The 22,830-nt window shown below is 44.4% G+C and carries 18 protein-coding genes; 5 read left to right on the top strand and 13 right to left on the bottom strand.

The window, feature by feature from the left end; genetic code table 11:
- Nucleotides 1-266: 266 nt before the first annotated feature.
- Both mltF and ACVBIK_RS01565 read left to right on the top strand, forming a co-directional pair.
- Nucleotides 267-1,694 (top strand): membrane-bound lytic murein transglycosylase MltF, encoded by a 1,428-nt coding sequence (gene mltF / locus ACVBIK_RS01570; protein ID WP_447161201.1) that lies wholly within the window; start codon nucleotides 267-269, stop codon nucleotides 1,692-1,694.
- A 307-nt stretch (nucleotides 1,695-2,001) separates the two neighbouring features.
- Entirely contained in the window at nucleotides 2,002-2,139 is a 138-nt protein-coding gene (locus ACVBIK_RS01565) for a hypothetical protein (protein WP_447161200.1), read from the top strand.
- Here ACVBIK_RS01565 and tadA read toward each other — a convergent pair.
- The 4 genes from tadA to guaB form a co-directional block, all read right to left on the bottom strand.
- Nucleotides 2,129-2,650, bottom strand: coding sequence for a tRNA adenosine(34) deaminase TadA (gene tadA, locus ACVBIK_RS01560; protein ID WP_447163903.1), 522 nt, complete (start codon nucleotides 2,648-2,650; stop codon nucleotides 2,129-2,131). The genes ACVBIK_RS01565 and tadA overlap by 11 nt on opposite strands.
- A gap of 250 nt (nucleotides 2,651-2,900) precedes the next feature.
- On the bottom strand, nucleotides 2,901-4,838 hold the full coding sequence (locus tag ACVBIK_RS01555; protein WP_447168913.1) for an acyltransferase family protein: 1,938 nt from the start codon (nucleotides 4,836-4,838) through the stop codon (nucleotides 2,901-2,903).
- 162 nt (nucleotides 4,839-5,000) lie between these two features.
- Nucleotides 5,001-6,578: a glutamine-hydrolyzing GMP synthase gene (gene guaA / locus ACVBIK_RS01550; protein WP_447161197.1), complete on the bottom strand. Its 1,578-nt coding sequence runs from the start codon at nucleotides 6,576-6,578 to the stop codon at nucleotides 5,001-5,003.
- 121 nt (nucleotides 6,579-6,699) lie between these two features.
- Nucleotides 6,700-8,172, bottom strand: a complete 1,473-nt coding sequence (gene guaB / locus ACVBIK_RS01545) for an IMP dehydrogenase (RefSeq protein ID WP_447161196.1) — start codon at nucleotides 8,170-8,172, stop codon at nucleotides 6,700-6,702.
- A gap of 120 nt (nucleotides 8,173-8,292) precedes the next feature.
- Here guaB and xseA point away from each other — a divergent pair, with 120 nt between their 5' ends.
- Together xseA and ACVBIK_RS01535 are read left to right on the top strand one after the other, a co-directional pair.
- Nucleotides 8,293-9,630: an exodeoxyribonuclease VII large subunit gene (xseA, locus tag ACVBIK_RS01540; protein WP_447168912.1), complete on the top strand. Its 1,338-nt coding sequence runs from the start codon at nucleotides 8,293-8,295 to the stop codon at nucleotides 9,628-9,630.
- A gap of 561 nt (nucleotides 9,631-10,191) precedes the next feature.
- Nucleotides 10,192-11,085: a hypothetical protein gene (locus ACVBIK_RS01535; RefSeq protein ID WP_447161194.1), complete on the top strand. Its 894-nt coding sequence runs from the start codon at nucleotides 10,192-10,194 to the stop codon at nucleotides 11,083-11,085.
- Nucleotides 11,086-11,097: 12 nt separating this feature from the next.
- Here ACVBIK_RS01535 and ACVBIK_RS01530 read toward each other — a convergent pair whose 3' ends face one another.
- The 9 genes from ACVBIK_RS01530 to ACVBIK_RS01490 form a co-directional block, all read right to left on the bottom strand.
- Nucleotides 11,098-12,084: a helix-turn-helix domain-containing protein gene (locus tag ACVBIK_RS01530; RefSeq protein ID WP_447161193.1), complete on the bottom strand. Its 987-nt coding sequence runs from the start codon at nucleotides 12,082-12,084 to the stop codon at nucleotides 11,098-11,100.
- 432 nt (nucleotides 12,085-12,516) lie between these two features.
- Nucleotides 12,517-13,989: a ribosome biogenesis GTPase Der gene (gene der, locus ACVBIK_RS01525; protein ID WP_447161192.1), complete on the bottom strand. Its 1,473-nt coding sequence runs from the start codon at nucleotides 13,987-13,989 to the stop codon at nucleotides 12,517-12,519.
- An 85-nt stretch (nucleotides 13,990-14,074) separates the two neighbouring features.
- Nucleotides 14,075-15,262 carry an outer membrane protein assembly factor BamB gene (gene bamB, locus ACVBIK_RS01520; RefSeq protein WP_447168911.1) on the bottom strand — a complete coding sequence of 396 codons (1,188 nt, stop codon included), beginning with the start codon at nucleotides 15,260-15,262 and terminating at the stop codon, nucleotides 14,075-14,077.
- A gap of 11 nt (nucleotides 15,263-15,273) precedes the next feature.
- A complete protein-coding gene (locus tag ACVBIK_RS01515; protein WP_447161190.1) occupies nucleotides 15,274-15,894 on the bottom strand; it encodes a YfgM family protein in 621 nt (206 codons plus the stop codon).
- Nucleotides 15,895-15,908: 14 nt separating this feature from the next.
- Entirely contained in the window at nucleotides 15,909-17,183 is a 1,275-nt protein-coding gene (hisS, locus tag ACVBIK_RS01510; protein WP_447161189.1) for a histidine--tRNA ligase, read from the bottom strand.
- A 137-nt stretch (nucleotides 17,184-17,320) separates the two neighbouring features.
- Nucleotides 17,321-18,436, bottom strand: coding sequence for a flavodoxin-dependent (E)-4-hydroxy-3-methylbut-2-enyl-diphosphate synthase (gene ispG / locus ACVBIK_RS01505; protein ID WP_447163832.1), 1,116 nt, complete (start codon nucleotides 18,434-18,436; stop codon nucleotides 17,321-17,323).
- A gap of 22 nt (nucleotides 18,437-18,458) precedes the next feature.
- Entirely contained in the window at nucleotides 18,459-19,460 is a 1,002-nt protein-coding gene (locus ACVBIK_RS01500) for a RodZ domain-containing protein (protein ID WP_447161187.1), read from the bottom strand.
- Nucleotides 19,460-20,248 (bottom strand): type IV pilus biogenesis/stability protein PilW, encoded by a 789-nt coding sequence (gene pilW, locus ACVBIK_RS01495; protein WP_447163831.1) that lies wholly within the window; start codon nucleotides 20,246-20,248, stop codon nucleotides 19,460-19,462. The genes ACVBIK_RS01500 and pilW overlap by 1 nt, the downstream gene beginning before the upstream one ends.
- Nucleotides 20,249-20,280: 32 nt before the next feature.
- On the bottom strand, nucleotides 20,281-21,402 hold the full coding sequence (locus tag ACVBIK_RS01490) for a bifunctional tRNA (adenosine(37)-C2)-methyltransferase TrmG/ribosomal RNA large subunit methyltransferase RlmN (RefSeq protein ID WP_447161185.1): 1,122 nt from the start codon (nucleotides 21,400-21,402) through the stop codon (nucleotides 20,281-20,283).
- Between the two features lie 159 nt (nucleotides 21,403-21,561).
- Between ACVBIK_RS01490 and ACVBIK_RS01485 the strand changes: the two genes are divergently transcribed.
- A complete protein-coding gene (locus ACVBIK_RS01485; protein ID WP_447163830.1) occupies nucleotides 21,562-22,635 on the top strand; it encodes a CNNM domain-containing protein in 1,074 nt (357 codons plus the stop codon).
- Nucleotides 22,636-22,830 lie beyond the last annotated feature (195 nt).

Raw genomic sequence — 22,830 nt, 5'->3', positions numbered from 1 at the left:
GATCTGGCGCTATTATAGGGAAATGTTTGTCACAAATCATCAGCAGTCGCTATAGAAAACAGTGTTTCCTGTACAGGAAAAAGCGCCTCGATTTTATTTGCTATTGAATGCGCTGATTTCCAGCAAAAAAACAATTTAGGTTCATACTGGATCTAACAGCAACAGCAAATATGCCATTTTTTTACGGCAACCAAGAATGTGTTATAATCGACGGCTATTTCTTTATATTCCTTATAATTTAAGTTAAGCGCTAACAAAAATAACCCATGAAAAGACTGTTACTTATTCTATGCTGTATCACCTTACTGGCTGCCTGCCAGAAGGTTGTCGTGGAACAAGAAAAGCCAGTCTTTGTCCCTGAACCGACTGAGTTAAATGTGGGTACCATATATGGTCCACAGATCTTCTTTACCTCTGGTCAAGGCGATTCTGGCTACGATTATGAGATGGCAGAGCGCTTTGCTAAGTATCTTAATCTCGAATTAAAGATGCAGCCCTACGCCACGATTAGTGAGCTATACGCTGCGATGCGAAGTGGTGAAATTGATATCATCGCCGCAGGTCTTGGAGATACGCCAGCAAGGCGAGAACAATTTAGAGTTGGACCACCGCTTTATCGTGTTAATCAGGTCTTGGTCTATCGCCAAGGTACGCCTGTGCCAAAAAACATTAATCATCTTGATGGCAAAATCACAGTGACGACTGACTCGTCTTTTGTCGACACCTTAACAGAGCTGCAAAAATCCAATCCCGATTTAGTCTGGAATCAAGAAAAGGACAAAGATTCTGAAGAGCTACTCATGATGATTGCCGCGGGTGATATTCCCTATACGATTGCCGACTCTACCAGTTTCGATATCAACAGACGTTTTATGCCAGAACTGCGTGAAGGATTAATTCTTAAGCGTAAGCAACCTGTGGTTTGGCTATTACCTGCGAACAATAGTGACAAGCTGATGAGCGAACTCCTTGCGTTTTGGCATAAAGAGAAGCGTGACGGTACCTTAGCTCACCTTGACGAAAAATACTTTGCCCATGTTGAGCGCTTTGATTATGTTGATACTCGTGCTTTTATTCGCGCGATTGATAATAAGTTACCCAAATATCAGGCGACCTTTGAAAAACATGCTGGCGATATAGACTGGCGTAAATTGGCCGCGACTGCCTATCAAGAATCTCACTGGAACCCTAATGCTCGCTCACCCACTGGTGTACGTGGTTTAATGATGCTGACCTTGCCGACAGCAAAACAGGTTGGAATTAAAAACCGACTCGACCCATACCAAAGTATTAAAGGGGGGGCGAAATACCTGACTAGCATGCTCGAGCGCCTGCCAGATTCGATTCCTGAAAGCCAAAGGATGTGGTTTGCTCTCGCCTCTTATAATATTGGCCTTGGCCATGTTGAGGATGCCAGAAAGCTTGCTCAGGCTCAGGGGTTAAACCCGAGCGCATGGAGTGATGTAAAAACCATATTGCCACTGCTACAAAAACGTCAGTACTACAAGCAAACCCGCTACGGTTATGCCCGTGGTAATGAAGCGGTGCATTATGTTGATAGCATTCGTCGTTATTACGACACCTTAGTGTGGATTGATAATCAAAATAGCTTACTTGAGCTCAAGAAAAAGCCCCTCCAAACAGCCGAAACTCAAGAGCCTAAGCTTGACGTTTCACAGCCGCAGCAGCCTTGAGCCAATAGACAGCCTTGAGCCAATAAACAGCCTTTTACAAATTAACAGCCCTGCTCAGTAAAACTCGTCAGCAAAAGTCAGATATCGGCTTAAACTCAATCAAACACTTCATTTAATCAAAGATTAATAACACTCACGTAGACTTTTACACTACAACTTGATAAACCTAAATTAAGATAAGCTACATTGCTTAATCTCTCTCATTTAGGGAGATTAATAATACAATTAAACAGTGAATAAAAGATTAGCCAGCATCAACAACACCCATTTAAGAAATGTCTACCGCATCAATGTAAGTGAGGCAAATATGAGAAAAAGAACAATTAACAATGTTGCAGCGCGTCGTCGTAGTCAATTGAAAACACGCCACCAAAAAGTACTGAATAGACAAAAGCAGTTTTTTGTTTTTATTAAACCCGCAGAAGATGCGTTTTTTAACCCTTAGCATCAGACTGTAAAGCCTGCTGTTTGGCTAGCGCCTTGGCCACTTTGATCTCTTTTCTACGGCGCCTAAAAAAAGCACTGAGCTGCTCGCTACACTCAGTTTCAAGCACGCCTGATGTAACATCAACCTGATGATTAAACGCGCTATGACGCACAATATCGATAACCGTACCAGCAGCGCCGGTTTTTTCATCTTTAGCACCAAAGACCAATCGACCCACTCTTGAATGCACAATAGCCCCAGCGCACATGGCACAGGGTTCTAAAGTTACGTACAGGGTGGTATCGAGTAAACGGTAGTTCTGCATTATCTGCCCGGCTTGGCGCAAACACTGCATTTCGGCATGGGCGCTAGGATCATGCAAACCGATACTAAAGTTAAAACCAGCACTGACAACGTCACCGTCTTTAACCAGTACCGCGCCGACTGGTACTTCGCCTCTCTCTTCCGCCTTTATTGCCATATCCATCGCCATCTTCATGAAATGAATATCTTGCTGCTCTTGTGACAATTTACGCCCCTAACCTTTATCTAAAACCTATAAATACTGCTAACCGTACTATTTAAAATCTTAGCTTGATTGCATGAGGCGCGATTATATCAAGCTTTAAACCCTTCGAGTTATCTATCGGTAATTTTCATCACACTCTGGTGCTAGAGACTAGGCTCTAATACTAGGATTTAAATACTAGCTCTAGATACTAGCCTCAAAATATCAGCCTCAAAATATTATGGGTGACATCAATCGCACAAATAAGCCACTAGATACTGCCTAGCCACTTTACCTCATCAACTCGCTCGCCAAAAAACATCGCCCCCGCCACAGTATGATGGCCATAGTCATAGAAGTACTTCTGGTAGTCATCATCAATAGCGTAGCAAGTTTGCTTATGTTTATTACAAACATAATCCATTCGGTCTAACAGAGTCACGCGAGGGTATTTGTCTGCAAGCGTAGTAAGAGTGTGGTTGGCTTCTTGAGTAAACAACTTAACCTCTCGGTGCGAGAACTGCTCAAAGTGCTTTTGATTAATCTTTGAGATATCTAAGCTTGAAATATTATTAGCCCCACGATCTTTTACTAAAAGATGGAACAGAAAGTCGGCATAAGTACGCTGACCAAACTCTTCAAATTCATAGATATTTTTTACTAAAATGGGTTTTTTATTATCTTTTATCAAACGCGTCACTAACGTTTCTATCTGCGGCAAATCCTGCGGTTTATACTGTGAGGCCAACATAATCGTATCGGCTAAGCGATAGTTAGGCGAACTAAAAAATGACTCATCGATATGACCGATTTCAGTGCCAAAGCGAGCTAATTGAAACTGCGCTAAACTCGCTTCACTGCTCGACAGCACGTTAAATAGATCTTTAGAGTGAGAGTTACCAACAATTAATAATCGTTGCCTGTCGTCATCAGCGTCAAACCACTGAGTTCTGTCATAGAGGTTCTTATCCACGCCGTAATCTTGGTTACCACTCAATGCGCGTAAATAGTCCCAACTATTTGCCCCCAACTCTCGGTTATCAGGCTGATAAGATTTAACCATTAGATCCAAATAAGCCTCGTTTGACCTATAGAGATGCTTACTATCCGCAATACCTGCCGCAACCACAAACAACGCAGTCAGTACGCCACCGCTGACAAAAATGAATTTGCGGCTAAAGGCCTGCTTATTTCTAAAAGGGATCTCGACAAAACGCCAGCTCAGATACGACAACACAACAACACCCAGACACAGCGATAGCATCAATTCATGAGAGGGTTCGGTAAAGCTGCGGTACTTTACCAATGCAAACACTGGTTGATGCCATAAATAAGCGCTATAGCTTATCAGGCCGACACCAACAAAAAGCTTGTAGCTTAAAAATCGCTGAACCCAAGTCCCTTGTTGAGCAAATACGATAATTAACACTGTACCAACGGTGGGAACTAAAGCATAAACGCTGGGAAAAGGGAGCCTTGAATCAAAGGTCAATACGGAAAGTAAAATCAGCAGTAACCCAAATAGACTCACAAAATTATTAAGCTTTGGCGACATCCACTGGGGGAGCTCCTGCTGCTGATTTAAGAAAAAAGCCGCGAAAACGCCAATTAATAACTCCCAACCTCGGGTCGGTAACAAGTAAAAATTCGCTGTTGGTGCATTGTAAGCAGCCCACTGGGCTAACGATAAACTCAGCAGGAAAATAATCGCCAAAGCCCCAAGAATAACCCGTTTTCCTCTCCCCCATAGGAACATTAGCAGCAGCGGGAAAAAGATATAGTACTGCTCCTCAACCGCCAAACTCCATGTGTGCAGCAAAGGCTTGAGCTCAGCAGCTGTGTCAAAGTAATCACTTTCTAGCCAAAAAAGGATATTAGATGAAAACGTTGCAACGGCAATAATGCTTTGAAAGAAGTCCTTAAGATCCAGCGGCATTAACCAAAGCCAGGCAAAAGGAATACACACTAAGATCACGAAGAAGAGTACCGGTAAGATCCTTCTCGCCCGGCGTTCATAGAAATTAATAATACTAAATTGATTAGATTCAAGTTCAGTTAAAATAATGCTGGTGATCAAGTAACCACTGATCACAAAAAACACGTCTACCCCAACAAAGCCACCACTCAACGCGCTAAAGCCTGCATGAAACAAAATAACGGGGATCACCGCTAACGCTCTTAATCCATCTACTTCAGATCTATAGCGCATAGGCAAACTCCTTTTAATACATATAAGTCCCTTTATTATTTATATTAGAAGCGTGACTAACTTTAGACAAATAATGCCCAATAAAAAAGCGCGCTCATATTGCTATGTGCGCGCCTTTCTCATCGGTATTAGTCTGAACGTTTTAGGGTTAGGCCTTAGCCTTTATTCCCATTCAATCGTTGCAGGTGGCTTACCAGAAATATCGTAAACCACACGTGAAATACCGTCGACTTCGTTAATGATGCGGTTAGATACACGACCTAGGAAATCATAAGGTAGATGTGCCCAATGCGCCGTCATAAAGTCGATAGTTTCTACCGCACGAAGCGATACAACCCAATCATACTTACGGCCATCGCCCATTACGCCAACTGAACGCACTGGTAAGAACACAGTAAATGCTTGGCTAACTTTGTTATACAGGTCAGCTTTGTGTAGCTCTTCGATGAAAATCGCATCGGCTAAACGTAGCAAGTCACAGTATTCTTTCTTCACTTCGCCTAGTACGCGCACACCAAGACCAGGTCCTGGGAACGGGTGACGATAAAGCATATTGTATGGCAGGCCTAATTCTAGACCAATCTTACGTACTTCATCTTTAAACAGTTCACGCAGTGGCTCAACCAGACCCATTTCCATATCATCTGGCAAACCGCCAACGTTATGGTGAGACTTAATGCAATGCGCTTTACCCGTTGCGCTACCAGCAGACTCAATCACGTCTGGGTAGATAGTGCCTTGAGCAAGCCATTTAGCATTAACGCATTTCTTAGATTCTTCGTCGAAGATCTCAACAAATACACGGCCAATGATCTTACGCTTAGCTTCAGGTTCCGCTTCGCCAGCCATCGCATCTAAGAAGCGGTTTTCAGCGTCAACGTGAATGATGTTTAAACCAAAGTGGTCACCAAACATCTCCATCACTTGCTCAGCTTCGTTAAGACGTAGTAAGCCGTTATCAACAAACACACACGTTAACTTGTCACCAATCGCGCGGTGTAGCAGCATTGCCACCACAGATGAATCAACACCACCTGATAGACCTAGAATAACTTCGTCATCACCGATCTGTGCTTTTAAGCGCTCAATCGCATCTTCAATGATTGAAGCTGGTTTCCAGTTTGCAGCACAAGCACAAATTTCTAGCGCAAAATGTTCAAGCATGCGCTTACCTTGGCGAGTGTGAGTCACTTCAGGGTGGAACTGAACGCCGTAGAACTGCTTGTCTTCATTGGCCATAGCGGCAAACGGACACGTTTCAGTTTTAGCAACAGCAACAAAACCTTCTGGGATAGCAGACACTTTGTCGCCATGGCTCATCCACACGTCAAGTAGTGGCTTGCCCGTTTCGCTTACTGCGTCTTCAATGGCTTTGAAAAGTAAAGACTCAGTTTGCACTTCTACTTGTGCATAACCAAATTCACCTTCGCCAACGCCTTGAATTACTTTACCACCAAGCTGCTCAGACATGGTTTGCATGCCGTAACAGATCCCTAGAACAGGAACGCCAGCGTTAAACACATATTCTGGAGCGCGTGGTGAGTTCTCAGCGGTAACACTTTCTGGGCCACCGGCTAAGATAATGCCGTTTGGAGCAAATTCACGAATTTGCTCTTCAGAAACATCCCAAGCCCAAAGTTCACAATACACACCGATTTCACGAATACGACGGGCGATTAGCTGAGTGTATTGCGATCCAAAATCTAAAATGAGGATCTTATGCTCATGAATGTTGCTCATGGGGTACCTTATCTCTATTTTTTCATTGTTAACTAACCAAGCAGTGAGTGCTCTGCGGACCTTCTACTTGGCTTAATTTAAAGGCGACATCAACTGTCGCCTTTAATATCTAAAATACGAATTAAGAACGAGTGCTATAGTTAGGCGCTTCTTTGCTGATCGTTACATCGTGAACATGAGACTCGCCCATGCCAGCTGCAGTGATCTTCACAAATTCCGCTTTTTCATTTAGTTCTTTAATTGTTGCACAACCCGTTAGGCCCATACATGAACGTAAACCGCCCATGTGCTGGTGAATGATCTCTTTTAACTTACCTTTGTAAGCTACGCGACCTTCAATACCTTCAGGTACCAGCTTGTCTGCTGCGTTATCACTTTGGAAATAACGGTCAGACGAACCTTGAGTTTGTGTCATGGCGCCTAGTGAGCCCATACCGCGGTATGACTTATAAGCACGGCCGTTATATAACTCAGTTTCGCCCGGTGCTTCATCAGTACCAGCGAACATAGAGCCTGCCATGATGCACGATGCGCCCGCTGCTAATGCTTTCGCTAAGTCACCAGAGAAGCGAATACCGCCATCGGCGATAACCGGAATATCAAGGTGCTTAACAGCAGCTGCGGCGTCAGATACTGCAGTAATTTGCGGTACGCCTACACCAGTTACGATACGTGTCGTACAAATTGACCCTGGACCAATACCCACTTTAACCGCGTTAACACCGGCTTCAACCAGTGCAAGTGCACCTTCAGCTGTCGCTACGTTGCCACCAACGATTTGTAAATCTGGATATTTAGCGCGAGTATCACGAATACGTTGTAAAACGCCTTCAGAATGCCCGTGCGATGAGTCAATAAGCAACACATCAACACCTGCTAGTACAAGTGCATCAACACGCTCTTCGTTACCAGGGCCTGCGCCAACAGCAGCACCAACACGCAGGCGACCTAACTCGTCTTTACATGCATTTGGCTTACGCTCTGCTTTTTGGAAGTCTTTTACAGTGATAAGACCTTTAAGCTTGAAGTTGTCGTCAACAACCAACACTTTCTCAACGCGGTGAGAATGCATTAGCTTTTGAACTTCATCAAGTTTAGTCCCTTCTAGTACGGTGACTAGACGATCTTTAGGTGTCATCACTTGATCAACCGTACGTGACCAGTCAGTGATAAAACGTACGTCACGGCCAGTAATAATACCCACTAATTCGTGTGCATCGTTGACGACTGGGTAGCCAGCGAAACCATTTTTCTCAGTTAGCGCCTTAAGCTCGGCTAACGTCGTTGCAGGGGTCACGGTTACAGGCTGCTGAACGATGCCCGCTTCGTAAATTTTTACTTTGCGAACTTCTTCAGCTTGTTGCTCAATCGTCATGTTTTTATGAATAAAACCTAAGCCACCTTCTTGCGCAATCGCAATCGCTAAACGAGCTTCGGTAACGGTATCCATAGCAGCAGACACGATTGGAGTATTCAACTCAATCTTATTCGTCAGGCGTGTTTTTAACACAGCAGTATTTGGGAGGACGGTAGAGTGCGCTGGAACCAGCAACACATCATCAAAAGTTAACGCTTCTTTTTTCAATCTTAACATGCAACATCTCCCCAAGAGAGTAGGAATTAGAGGTGAAATATTGCGGCGAGATTATACCTTGCATATATGGGTTGGTAAATGGAAAATAGACACTAATTCGCATTTGTGTGTAAAAAAATTATGAAAAGCCCAAAAAACGATGTTTATACCGTCTCTCGCCTCAACGGCGAAGTTAGACAACTTTTAGAGGGGCAGCTTGGCCGAATTTGGCTAAATGCTGAAATTTCAAACTTTGCAGCGCCGGGCTCTGGCCACTGGTATTTAACCCTCAAAGATAATTTTTCACAAATTCGCTGCGCCATGTTTAAAGGCCGTAACCAGGCCGTGACCTTTCGCCCAGCGAACGGCCAACAGGTTTTAGTAAAAGGCAATATCAGTGTGTATGAGCCTCGCGGTGACTACCAACTGCTAATTGAATCTATGCTGCCTGCAGGTGATGGCCTGCTCGCCCAGCAATATGAAGCGTTAAAGATGAAGCTTGCCGCCGAGGGCTTATTTGCCAGCGACACCAAACGCCCACTGCCTGAAAACATTCAAAAAATCGGAGTAATCACCTCGCCTACTGGCGCTGCGATTCGCGATATTTTGCATGTTTTAGCGCGCCGAGACTCATCAATTGAAGTCATCATCTACCCCACTCCTGTACAAGGCACTGACGCCGCAAAAAGTATTTGCGATGCCATTAATCTGGCTAATGCCCGCAGCGAGGTAGACGTTTTACTGGTGACTCGCGGTGGTGGCTCACTCGAGGATTTATGGAGCTTTAATGACGAAGGTTTAGCCCATACTATTTATAACAGTGGTCTTCCGGTGGTATCAGCTGTTGGCCATGAAGTGGATATGACCATCAGTGATTATGTGGCCGATCTGCGCGCGCCAACGCCTTCTGCTGGCGCCGAGCTATTATCAAAAGATGCCGACAACAAAGCGCAAAAACTGTTATCACAGCTTTCACGCCTAAAGCAGGCTTGGCAGCATTACCAGTTAAAAAAGCAAAGCCAGCTACAGTCAACCGAGCACCGCCTGCAAAAGCAAGATCCGCAGCGCCGCCTACAGATGTATGAGCAAAGCTTCGATGAAATGCAGTTACGCTTACAGCAAGCGATGCAAACCAAGTTACATGCTTATACCTTAAAGCAGCAGAACTTAAGTAATCGCTTAGCGAATCAGTCACCACAACATCGACTTGACCTTGAAACCCAGCGTTTAAGTTATCTGAGCGCTAAGTTAAATAACGCCATGATTGATAAGTTAAAGATGAGTGAGCAGCGCCTCGCCCATCGGGCCCAGCAGCTAGACACAGTGAGCCCGTTAGCCACATTAAGCCGTGGTTACAGTATTACCCTTACAGGTGAAGGCAAAGTGGTGCAATCAACGAGTGATACTTGTGTGGGGGATACGCTAACTACGCGTCTGCGAGATGGTAGTGTGACTTCAACTGTGGTTGAGGTAGGTTAATAACCCAGGGGTTAAGCTCCGCTTGAAGGATAGCGATTCAAACTTCGTTTGAAAATTAACGTGGTGGCGCTTCGCCCACATCCGAGTAAGGAGGACTGTTCGTCCTTATCAAGAACATCATTGTTCAACGGCCAGCTCGCCGTCCTTGGCTCTCGTTCAAAGAGTCAATATTCATGGACTTCGCCCTTGCATCCACCATGACGCCCCGACGGAGTTACATGCATTAGATACGGGCACTCATCTTCGAAAATCGCTATCGCTTCAGAATCGCCATCTGTGGCTCTACTAAAGCTACCTCAGCATCCCTGCCTCGCTCACGCGATTTTCTCTATGAGTTCTGCAACTCCGATGGGGAATTGGTGTTTTCTATATTTGATGCCTAATTTGGTACAACCAGAAGTATGTCCAAAGATAAAACTAGATAATAATTACTGGGTAGAGTTAATTACTTCTTTTTATACCAAGTGAATTAGTCACTAAAGACATTGCGCTAGACGACTGCAAGATTTAGGGTAACCTAGCAACAATGGTAATAAAGTAGCTAAAAAGGAATAGGCAAACATGGATGAAATACTGACAAGAATTGCTGCAATACACCAGCAGCACGCACTGAAATGCTACCTCGCAATAAAATCATTGAAGGCTCAATATGATTGGCCAGCTAATGACTGGTTAAAAATAGAAAAGTTAATAGAGCTAGAAGAACCCGCTTTTAATTTAGCCATTATCCAATCCGATTCCATGCCCTTCAAGCCTATAGAGCAAAGACGTCACTGGGTTTTAGCTCATGCTATCTATCCCTACGCCTACTTCACCATGCAAGACTGGTTTAATCAAAGCGATGCTAGTGAAATTTTTACCTATTATTTCGAACAATGTGCACAGCAAAATGAGTATCTCAGCCACAATATTTCAGTACTGATAGCTTTTAAGCAAGCTTGGAGGTTAATCAACACTGAACAACAAAAGCTTCGATTCATTGAGCGCTTCTGTGAGTTCGTTACAGCCACATTTTACGGCAATAACCACCAATCCTATCCAGTAGCAACTGATTACACTAAACCGAAGAATATTGATGTGCAAACAGTACTAACAAGCGCACTAAAACAACCTGGTTTCTGGGGGCATAACCTTATTGCTTTAGCTTCAATACTACGTATTAAGCAAGAAATACCAAACGCTGTTTTAATACGACTGTTAGCCAATCTAGATGAGCAGTGCCACTGGATATTCGAAGACAGTGCAGACAGGCCATTAATCTATAAGAATAATGATAAACAAGCACTTCACCATACTTTTGAAGCTGCCAGCTTTAAGTTATTAACAGGATCACAAAGTAACTTACACCAAATAACGCTGGCAGAATCAAGCTGCTACTTATTTTATCTAGATGGTGTATCTTTAGAACAGAAGTCGCATCTGATAGATATCATCAACCACTTTACTGCTATGTAAAGATAATCGATATCAATCTGCACTGCGCATGTCATCTTCATCTAGTAACTCCATTAGGCCAACTAAGGCGATAAACAGCACGGCGCCTACAGGCCAAATAATCCAAGTCTCGCCCCAGTTCATCGTCCATAAGCTCCACCCTAAGTAGATGGTAATCAATAATGGCCAGTAGAATGCTGCCAGCTTTTCAGCCTTTTGGGTGCGTTTACTTTTCTCCGTTCTTATACCACTGTCTTTCAAAATATTATTGTAGGCTGTATATCTCGCGCTAACAGCTGACAGTAGGTATATGCCTGTTGTGATCATTAACATCATGACAATGAGCATCATTAGCACTATATCGGTGCCATTAAAGAACAAGCTTACCGTCATCAAAGGCACAAAGCTGAATATAAACAGGAATATGGCTACAGATAATCGTCGATTGTATTTGGGTCTGAATTGTTGCAGCTTTTCATTTATCACGCTGTGAACGCCATAGGCTAATTCAAATGGCTCCTTATCAATAACAGCAAAATCAGACTCATATTGATTGGTCTTTATAAAAAAGCTAACCGCTATCGATACCATAATTAAAATACCGATCACGCCCATCGCCGCTGCACCATCTCCCGTCATTCCCAATCGATTGGTTTCCGCCATGGCTAAAACGAAAAATAGCGGCACAACTGAGCACACACAAAGTGCGACACCTTTAGTCACGACCTCTGACTCCTCAACCTTTCTATCCACATACGCAACTGCTTGCTCAAGGGGAATTTGAGTCAGATGATGTGTCTTATCTTGAGTCTCAATAACCTCATTACCATCCTTTAATAGATAGTCAGTTGAGACCTCAAAGATCTCCGCCAGTTTTATAATACGATTTAAGTCTGGGATGCTATTGGCGCTTTCCCACTTAGACACTGACTGCCTTGAGATATTCATCTTTTCGGCTAACTCTTCCTGTGACCAGCCAAACTGCTTCCTTAATCTGATTATTTTATCTGCTAATATCATTGTTCCGTTCCTTCGTCTGTTGTTTAGCCGTAAGCCTATAAAATCAGATAGTTGCACACTACCAAGTTCAGCTAGCATTTTGTCAACCAGCGGTTGCATCTCAGCAATGATCGAGTTGCGTTTGGTTTTTTAGCATCCAAGCTAGCGATTTTAGTGCTAAGTCGCAAGTTATAGGTAGTCTCACATTTTTGGATGTTAATAGCTTATACACCAGTATCAACTCCATTTAATTTAGCTCAACAGATCCTTATTCACCCGTAACCTTGGCCCGAATCCAGTCTCAGTTTGATTGATCCTAGCTGCAAATACCCGATCCCTCCTATAAAGCAACTCCGTAAAACACCAACCTAAAACACCAAATCCTAGATAACAAAAAAGGAACCCTAGGGTTCCTTTTAAAAGTCTTTCGACTATTTCAAACAAGAAAAAGCGTTAATCTTTATTCTTATCGCGAATATGACCCACCATACGCTTACGGCGACGCTCTTGGCTCACGGTTAGCTTCTTGGTGTTCATGCCCTCAAATGGGTTGCCACCTTCCTGGAAACGTAACTGGATTGGCGTACCAACCACTTTTAATGAACGACGGAAGTAGTTCATCATGTAACGCTTGTAAGAGTCTGGAAGCTTCTTAACCTGGTTACCGTGTACAACCACGATTGGTGGGTTGTAACCACCGGCGTGAGCGTATTTGAGCTTAACGCGGCGACCATTCACCAATGGTGGCTGGTGATCGTCTTGTGACATCTGCATGATGCGAGTCAGCATTGACGTACTGACGCGGCGCGTAGCACTGTCATAAGCTTCTTCGATTGATTCAAACAAGTGACCCACACCTGTACCGTGAAGTGCAGAGATAAAGTGAATACGAGCAAAATCGATAAAACCTAAACGGCGATCAAGTTCTTTCTTCACGTGGTCTTTAACATTCTGATCGATTCCGTCCCACTTGTTGACGGCAATCACTAATGCACGACCTGCGTTTAGAATGAAACCTAATAGACCTAAGTCTTGCTCAGCAATACCTTCACGGGCGTCAATAACCAATAACACGACGTTACTGTCTTCAACCGCTTTTAGGGTTTTAATAACTGAGAATTTCTCAACCGTTTCATGTACTTTTGCACGGCGGCGAACACCTGCAGTGTCAATCAATACGTATTCACGACCTTGACGCTCCATAGGAATGTAAATACTGTCACGCGTGGTGCCAGGCTCGTCATAAACAACAACGCGCTCTTCACCCAAGATACGGTTTGTTAGCGTTGATTTACCCACGTTAGGCTTACCGATAATCGCAAGCTTGATTGGCAGGTCTTGCAGACGTTTCTGCTCTGCTTCAGCTTCTTCTTCGGTGTACTCACGCTCTTCTTCGTCATCATCACCGTCTTCTTGCTTAACGATACCCATCGCTTCAGCATAGGGTGCTAACGAGTACTCAATCATGTTGGTTACGCCACGGCCCTGAGCCGCTGCCATCTGGTAAACTTCACCCAGACCCAATGACCAAAACTCAGCACAAGCAGAATCAGCATCGATACCATCTACTTTGTTGGCAACAACAAAGGTGGTTTTTTCACGGCTACGTAAATGTTGAGCAATCGCTAGATCGGCAGCAGTTAAGCCAGCGCGCGCATCGGTCAAAAACAACACCACATCTGCTTCTTCAATCGCAGCAAGAGATTGCTCGGCCATGCGAGTTTCAATCCCTTCTTCAGTGCCATCAATACCGCCAGTATCGACCACGATGAACTCATAACCTGCAAGATGTGCTCGGCCGTATTTACGATCCCGAGTTAGCCCAGGAAAGTCAGCGACAAGCGCATCTCTGGTACGGGTAAGTCGGTTAAAAAGGGTCGACTTACCAACGTTTGGTCGCCCTACAAGGGCCACAACAGGAATCATTTTATTGCCTCTATTACTCTATTTCTAATAACTAAAAAGCCCCCAGATACACATCCAGGGGCCTTATCATCTCTAACGACTTGGCTTACGGAAGTGTTACTCGAACCACTTTTCCACCACGAGTCTGCACATATAGGTTGTCATTAACCACCAATGGCTGACTGTATAAACCAGAGCTATCAACTTCTACACGTCCAACAATTTGACCGTCAGACCTGTTTAAAAAATGAAGATAACCTTCAAAATCACCGACTACCACATAATCTTTAAACACGACTGGCGCGGTTAAACTACGGTTAGCAAGTTCTGCATTATTCCATAACTCTAGACCATTTCGTCTATCAACAGAATAAATACGGCTGTGATCGTCGACCACAAATAGGCTTGCGCCCGAGTAAGCGAGTTCATGGAAGCTTGAATAGCTACGTGACCAAACCACGCGACCCGTTCGCATTTCCATTGAAACCAAGTTGCCATTATAACTAACCGCATAAAGGTTTTCGCCCACTAATAACGGTTTCATATCTATATCGGCCATACGCGAGAATTCATTGCCTCCCGCTGGCGTATAGATAGCTTGTTCCCAAGCCGCTTGACCATTATTTTTAATGACGACGGCAATTTTACCGTCAGCGGTGCCAACAAAGAATCCACCTGCGTCATATGAAGCAGAGCCTGTACCACGTAGGGTCAAGGTCGGAAGTTGATTCTCATACACCCACTTTTGCGTACCATCATCCACGTCAAACGCTTCTAATGTGCCTGCGCCAGTGTTAACCACAACAACATCTTCGCCAACTGTCGGCGCTGATAATAGTTCGCCACCGGCGATTACATGCCAAACGGCCTCACCAGTCGCTTCATCAAATGCCGCTAGCAGGCCACTTTCTCCGCCCACAAATATCTTGTTACGTGCTGCTGTTACACCACCGGCTAGACGTGCGCCTTTGTTTTTAGCCAAGGCATTATCTCTGAACGCAGAGCTAAAGTCATTTTGCCAAATACGCTCACCGGTAACTTCGTCAAATGCTTCGACTTTACCGTAACGGTCTGCAACAAACAGTTTGTCATAACGAGCCGCCGGACGTAGACGTGAATAATAATCGCCTACCCCAGTACCCACATTCGCACTCCAGCTAACTTCTGGAAACACGCTAGCTTCAATCTCGCTAAGTGGTGAGATCGGCTCTTCTTCTACATCACTAGATGAACAGGCAGACAACATACCTATGCTCATGCCACATGCGAGCAGTGTTTTGCACCAAGACTTCATGGGCAGATTCCTTATGCCTTGTTCAGATTATCAAGCTTCATTTGTAATGTTGGACTTGTCATTGTGCCACCATTCTCTACCGCAGTTTGATAGGCAATCTTTGCCTTTTCTGTATCACCTTGGCGTACTAAGAAATCACCTTTTAGCTCATCTCTTTGAGCCTTTGATGCTGGATCGGTAATTTGATCAAGCGTAGCAATTGCTGTCGCGTATTGACCTTGTTCAGCTTGTACACGCGCTAAACGCAGGGTTGCAATAAGCACAATGCTGTTATCAACATTGGTTGCAATCACAGTCTTTAGCGTCGTTTCTGCTTTTTCTAAATCACCAGCTTCAACGGCAGACTTGGCCACCAATAGCTCAAGCAGAGATTGATAACCTTTTTGACCGTGCGCTTTAGCAAAGTTTTCTGCAGCGACTAACATAGCAGCATCTTCGCTATTTTGAATACTTAACGCTTGGAATGACTCAGACGCTGCTTCAGCTTGAGCCAACTGGTAGTCAGAATAATAGTTCCAACCGAATAGTCCACCTAAACCGACAACGGCGCCTACAACTACTGATGTGCCGTAATCTTTCCAGAACTGTTTGATAGCATCTACTTGTTGCTCTTCTGTGCTATAGATTTCCACTTAGTCTTCCCCTTTTAAATCAGTTCTGCAATATAAGTCGCCAATGCATCACGGGCAACCAATTCTTGTGCTTTATCTTCACGAAGGTGCTTCACTGCAACTTGGTTATTGGCAAGCTCATCTTCACCAATCACTAGCGCTACTGTTGCACCGCTCTTATCGGCTCGCTTCATTTGCTTCTTAAAGTTACCGCCACCACAGTGGCTCATCACTTTAGCATTTGGCAAGCCAGCTCTTAGCTCTTGAGCGATCTTAATCGCTTCAACGCGGCAGTTGTCACCCATTGCTGTCACGTAAACGTCGACGCTTGGACCAATGTCCTTGTCTAGTTCAAGTGTCTCTAGCAGTAAGACGATGCGCTCTAGGCCCATTGCAAAACCAACGGCTGGTGTTGGTTTACCGCCAAGCTGACCCACAAGCCCGTCGTAACGTCCACCGGCTAATACTGTGCCTTGTGAACCTAAGCTTGATGTGACCCACTCAAAAACTGTGCGATTATAATAATCTAAACCGCGCACTAGGCGAGGATTGATTGTGTATTGGATGCCGACAGCCTCTAAGAGTTCACATAAATGTGAAAAATGTGAACGAGTGTCTTCACCAAAGTAATCCATTAACACTGGTGCATCGGCTAAAAGCGCCTGTACATCAGCATTTTTAGAGTCAAGTACACGTAATGGGTTGCTGTACATGCGGCGCTGGCTATCTTCATCCAACACCTCTTTGTGTTGCTCTAAGAAAGCAATCAAAGCATCACGGTAAGCGGCGCGCTCTTCAACATCACCTAAAGTGTTTAGCTCTAAGGTCACATGTTCGGTAATACCGAGTTTTTCCCATAGCTTGGCAGATAGCATCAATACTTCAGCATCAATGTCTGCCGTTGGGATCCCGTATACTTCTACACCAAACTGGTGGAATTGACGGTAACGGCCTTTTTGTGGGCGTTCGTGGCGGAACATTGGGCCCATGTACCAAAGACGCTGCTCTTGGTTGTATAGCAAACCGTGCTCATTACCTGCGCGAACGGTTGAGGCTGTGCCTTCTGGACGCAGCGTTAAGCTGTCACCGTTTCTATCTTCAAAGGTATACATCTCTTTTTCAACGATATCAGTCACTTCACCGATAGAGCGCTTAAAGAGATCTGTACTTTCAACGATAGGAGTACGAATTTCGCTGTAACCGTATGAACCCACTGTTTCACGTAATACGGTTTCAAGTTTTTGCCATAAAGGACTTTGAGTAGGCAGAATGTCATTCATTCCGCGAATCGCTTGGATCTGTTTTGCCACTATTCGACTCGTCAAATTTGCTATATAAAATTAAAAAACGCCTCGCATTATAGGCGTTTCGAGACTAAACGTACAACAGGTGCATTCACCCATAAAAAATCACAAGCCATGATAGCGGGCTTGTGATTAATCTGTACTTACTTATTTAAATCTTGTGCTGGGATACGACCTGCAATTATTGCCGCTTTGGCGCGGATTTTTGCTTCTAGCGAATCAACAATATTATTGTTGTCAAAACGCTCTTTTTGGCGCACACCATCATCAAAATAACCACTCATGCGGTTACCACCAGTTAGACCAATATCTGACACTAGCGCTTCACCCGGTCCATTGACCACACAGCCAATAATCGATACATCCATTGGCGTGACGATGTCTTCAAGTCGTTGCTCAAGCTCATTAACCGTTGAAATCACATCAAACTCTTGGCGAGAGCATGACGGACAAGCAATAAAGTTAATCCCGCGTGAGCGAATACGCAGTGACTTTAGAATATCGAAACCGACTTTGATCTCTTCTACCGGATCGGCTGCCAGTGAAATACGTAGCGTGTCACCGATACCGTCAGCAAGCAACATACCAAGACCAACCGCAGACTTGACTGAACCCGCACGAGCACCACCCGCTTCGGTGATACCAAGGTGCAGTGGCTGAATGATTTGTTTAGCCAACAAACGGTAAGACTCAACCGCTAAAAATACGTCTGAGGCTTTTACACTGACCTTAAACTGATCGAAGTTTAAACGGTCTAGAATATCCACATGGCGCATTGCTGATTCGAGCAGGGCTTCTGGTGTTGGCTCTTTATACTTATCCATTAGATCTTTCTCTAATGAACCACCATTGACACCAATTCGAATCGGAATATTTTTATCACGTGCGCATTCAACGACACTGCGAATACGCTCTTCGTTACCGATATTGCCAGGATTGATCCGCAGGCAATCTACACCGTACTCTGCCACTTTAAGCGCGATACGGTAGTCAAAATGGATATCGGCAACCAGAGGAACTGTGGTTTGCTGTTTGATCAGCTTAAACGCTTCAGCTGCGTCCATTGTTGGTACGGAAACGCGAACAATGTCAGCACCGACATTCTCTAACGCTCGAATTTGTGCAACGGTCGCAGCAACATCAGTTGTGCGCGTATTGGTCATTGACTGCACCGCAATAGGCGCGCCATCACCAATAGGAACGTTACCAACATAGATGCGGCTTGATTTGCGTCTGATAATAGGAGATTCGTTATACATCGTCTGTGTGCTCTGTGATCTGTTATTGTCCAGCGTGTGGCAATGTCATTCTCGCCACCTTACCGCCAGGATACTGCTCCAAACTAATCGCTTTGCCATTAAGTTGGATATTGACTACTTGCGGAGCGCCTAACGTTACCGAAAATGGCTCAGCCCCTTTAAGAATAAGTTCGCTGCCCGATTTTTTAAGATCGCTAACCAAAACGTTACCATTGGCATCGGCGACTTTTATCCAGCAGTCACCGGTTAACGTTAGCGTAAGTGTCGAACTTAAGGCGTTATTCTCACTTTCTGTTGACGCTTGAGCGATTGGCTCTGCCAGAGCCGACTCCGTTTCCTGCGTAGCAGATAGTGGAGCGGTTTGTATCTGAGTGTTTGGTATCGATGCTGCTTCTGGCTGGGCACTAGAGTCCGCTGTAGACGCATTTTGTTCAGCGCTTACCGATGAATCTGCGTCCGAGAGTGCTATTTGCTCAATTCCAGTGTCGCTGTCATCGACTAACACGACATCAATAGGGCTAACAAGGTCGACTTCAGCTGAAGCGGCAACCTCTTCAGCAGTTGGCTGAGAATAATCTACTGCAGCATCCATAGAGGACTTTTGAAACCACCACAGTACCATCAGCCCAAGTAACACAAATACAATAATATAGGTGAGTGCCATCAAGCGGCCATCACGAGCCTGGCGTGTCGTCTTGCGAGAAAAGCTCTGCATAGACGGCTTTTCATCACTTTCAAGCTGCTTATCTAAGCATTGCTGTACGATAAAGGGATCGGCTTGCACGGCACGAGCGTAGTTTTTAACATAACCACGGACGTAGGTTGCTGCACCCACCTCTTGTAAATTATCAGCCTCAATCTGTTTCACGATAATAGGCCGCAAATGCAATTGTGATGCGATAGCCTCTATCGACAGCCCCTTATTTTCTCGGGCTGTTTTTAGCAAAACGCCCAGTGTGAGCGTCGGCTCATCCACTAGGCTTTCATTGTCTACATTGGGCTCTTGATTCTGTTCATTTTTCATTAATGCATACTAGCCCGATATTCTTTGGCCTGAATAGACTGCGGAAACTTTGCCAGTAATAAAATACCGAACCGTCTTACCGCACCTTCGTCATTCAAACCTTGTTCAATTTCAATCCCTAGCGCCAGACTGGTTGCAGACTCTGCCGCTACCCTATGGTAACGAGACAACTGCTCTCGAGCCTCAATTAACTGACCCTCTCCTAAATCGATCTCGGTGAGCTCGATAAGGGAAGTGCGCCGTCTAGGATCATACTTAAGTGCCATGGCAAAATATTTTTTCGCTTGGCTAATTTGACCCGCCTTGCGGCTGCAAATACCTAAATTTTCATAGGTCGATGCAGAGCGAGTATACAGAGGTTGGGCAACCGCTTCTAAGAACATTTTCTCTGACTCAGCATATTTACCCTGCTGACACAAAAATGCACCGAAGTTATTGAAAGCGTCGCCTGTTGCATCACTCGTGCGAATCGCTAGCCTGTATGCTTGCTCTGTTTTTTCGAGTTCGCCTACTGACTGATAGTAATAGGCGAAGGCAATATGAACTTCTTCTAAGTCAGGTGCAAAAGCCAACGCACGATCGAGGTTGGCTTTGGCTTGCTCACTATTGCCTTTTTGTAGATAGGTTAAGCCAAGTTGTATACGCTGACGAGCAGCGGAAACCTTATCGACTTTTCGTTCAGAGACAGGGATATCAGTCCCTGCATAGGTATCTTGGGTAATACACCCTGTTGTCATCATAGATGACAATATTAATACCAGTGGTAACACCACCTTACTCTGATTCATTGTTACGCCCATCTACCAGTAGATACAAAGAGTTAGTTCATTGTGACTGAAATCTGGCTCTCTTGCATGCGTTTTTTTGCTAAACGCTTTGTTCTATCACGAATATCACCTGCTAGCTGACCGCATGCGGCATCGATATCATCACCACGGGTCTTGCGCACAATTACTGTCAGCCCGTACTCCATCAACACTTTAGAGAATCTGTCGATGCGAGAGTTAGATGAACGACCATAGGGTGAACCTGGATATGGGTTAAACGGAATTAAGTTAACCTTACAAGGCGTGTCCTTCATCAACTTAGCTAATTCATGCGCTTGATCTGTGCTGTCATTGATATGATCTAGCATCACATACTCAACGGTCACGCGGCCGCGGTTAGCATTTGATTTAGCAATATAACGGCGAATTCCCGCTAAGAACTCTTCCAGTGGATATTTTTTGTTTACAGGAACTAACACATCACGAAGCTCATCATTCGGTGCGTGGATACTCACTGCCAATGCGACGTCTAACGCATCACCCAGTTTATCCAGTGCAGGAACAACCCCTGACGTTGATAACGTTACACGGCGCTTAGATAGGCTGAAACCAAAATCATCAAGCATGATATCCATTGCTGGGATCACGTTCTTAAGATTAAGTAATGGCTCACCCATTCCCATCATTACGACGTTAGTAATAGGACGTTCACCGGTATCTTTAACAAAACCGATAAAGTCGGCCACACGCCAAATTTGGCCAACGATTTCTGACACGGTCAGGTTACGGTTAAAGCCTTGCTGCGCGGTTGAGCAGAAAGTACATTCAAGTGCACAACCAACTTGTGACGATACGCACAAAGTTGCACGATCATCTTCAGGGATATAAACCGTTTCAACTTCTTGGCCATCACCAACATTAATTGCAAACTTAATCGTACCGTCTGCTGATTTTTGATAGCTTGAAATCTCTGGTGCCACAATCTCACACTTGGCGGCAAGCTTTGCTCGCAACACCTTGTTAATGTTTGTCATTTCTTCGAAGTCACTGACGCCAAAATGATAAATCCATTTCATCAATTGATCAGCACGGAATGGCTTTTCACCCATTTCGGTAAATAGCGCTCTTAATGCTTTACGATCAAGATCCAATAAATTGATCTTCTTTTCACTCATTTTGTCTAACCTCAAAAAACCTAAAACCTGCTTGCGGGCGGCGAATTATACAGATCTTAACAAATATTAGCCAGCAGGCTATCACCAAAGTTAAAAACCTATGCTAGAATCCGCCCAGACTACTTTTGGTCTGCCATTTGGAGGTGTAATTTCACCTTTATGATAACCCTTATCATTATAATATTTGTCGCGATTACCGTCTCTTTTCTTTGTAGTGTGTTTGAAGCTGTATTGCTTTCTGTCACGCCGAGTTACATAGCCACACTAACTAAAACCAACCCTGGTGCAGCTAGTCGGTTACGTAAACAAAAAGAGAACGTTGAATCTCCTCTTGTTTCCATCCTTACGCTAAACACTATCGCACACACCGTTGGTGCTGCTGTTGCTGGTGCGCAAGCTGCTAAGGTATTTGGCGATGAGATGCTTGGCGTATTTTCTGGTGTTCTTACCTTCTTAATTCTCTTCTTCTCAGAGATCATCCCTAAAACCTTAGGTGCAAACTACTGGCGCTCATTAGCTCCTACTGTATCTATAGCATTAGTTTGGATGGAGCGTAGTACTTTGCCTCTAATCTGGATGTCTAATCAGGTAACTAAGCTGATGGGCAAAGGCGACGAAGGTCAATATATTCGTCAAGAGATGAGTGCAATGGCTGAAATTGGTCGTGCATCAGGAGAACTTGATGAGCAAGAGTCTAAAATTTTGACTCAAATGCTATCGGTTAAAGAGATGCCAGTAACCGCGATCATGACGCCAAGAACGGTAATGTTTAGACTACCGACCGACTTGAGCCAAGATGAGTTTGCCAAGCGATTTATGGCAAAGCCTTTTACTCGAATTCCTGTGTATGAACATGAACCTGATAATATTATCGGCTATGTTAATCGAAACGACATCTTGCTGGCTGAGCGCTCAACTCCAAAAGAGTCTATCGCTGTGCTTAAGAAGAACTTATTAGTGATCCCCGAGACGGCTAAAATTCTGCCTCTTTTTGAGCTAATGATTAAGCGCAATACCAAGATTGCAATGGTTGTTGATGAATACGGTTCTAACGAAGGTATTGTAACCTTAGAAGATATCGTTGAATCGCTACTTGGGCTTGAGATTGTTGATTCGAATGACCCTGTGGCAGACATGCAGCAATTTGCTCGTAAATTGTGGAGCCGTCGCATGAAAGATAAGGGTATCGTTTTATCCGATGATGGCGATTTCGAACAAGAACAAAAAAAATAGCTAAACTTAGCTAATTGAATGATAAAAAGGGAGTTTAGCTCCCTTTTTTAATGTCTCAATTTCGGCAGGGGATCATAAGCGTCCTCACCCAACTCCAATATCAATTTCTGACTTCTTCGCTTGCTACGCGGCGAAAGAATCTCCTTGTCATTATTTATACTCATCATGCTATAATCCTCGTTTGGTCCAGAGGAA

This window comes from Shewanella sp. 125m-1 (assembly GCF_052977065.1).
Note: the sequence above shows the minus strand (reverse complement) of the source record. Positions and strands in the feature narration are given on the sequence as shown.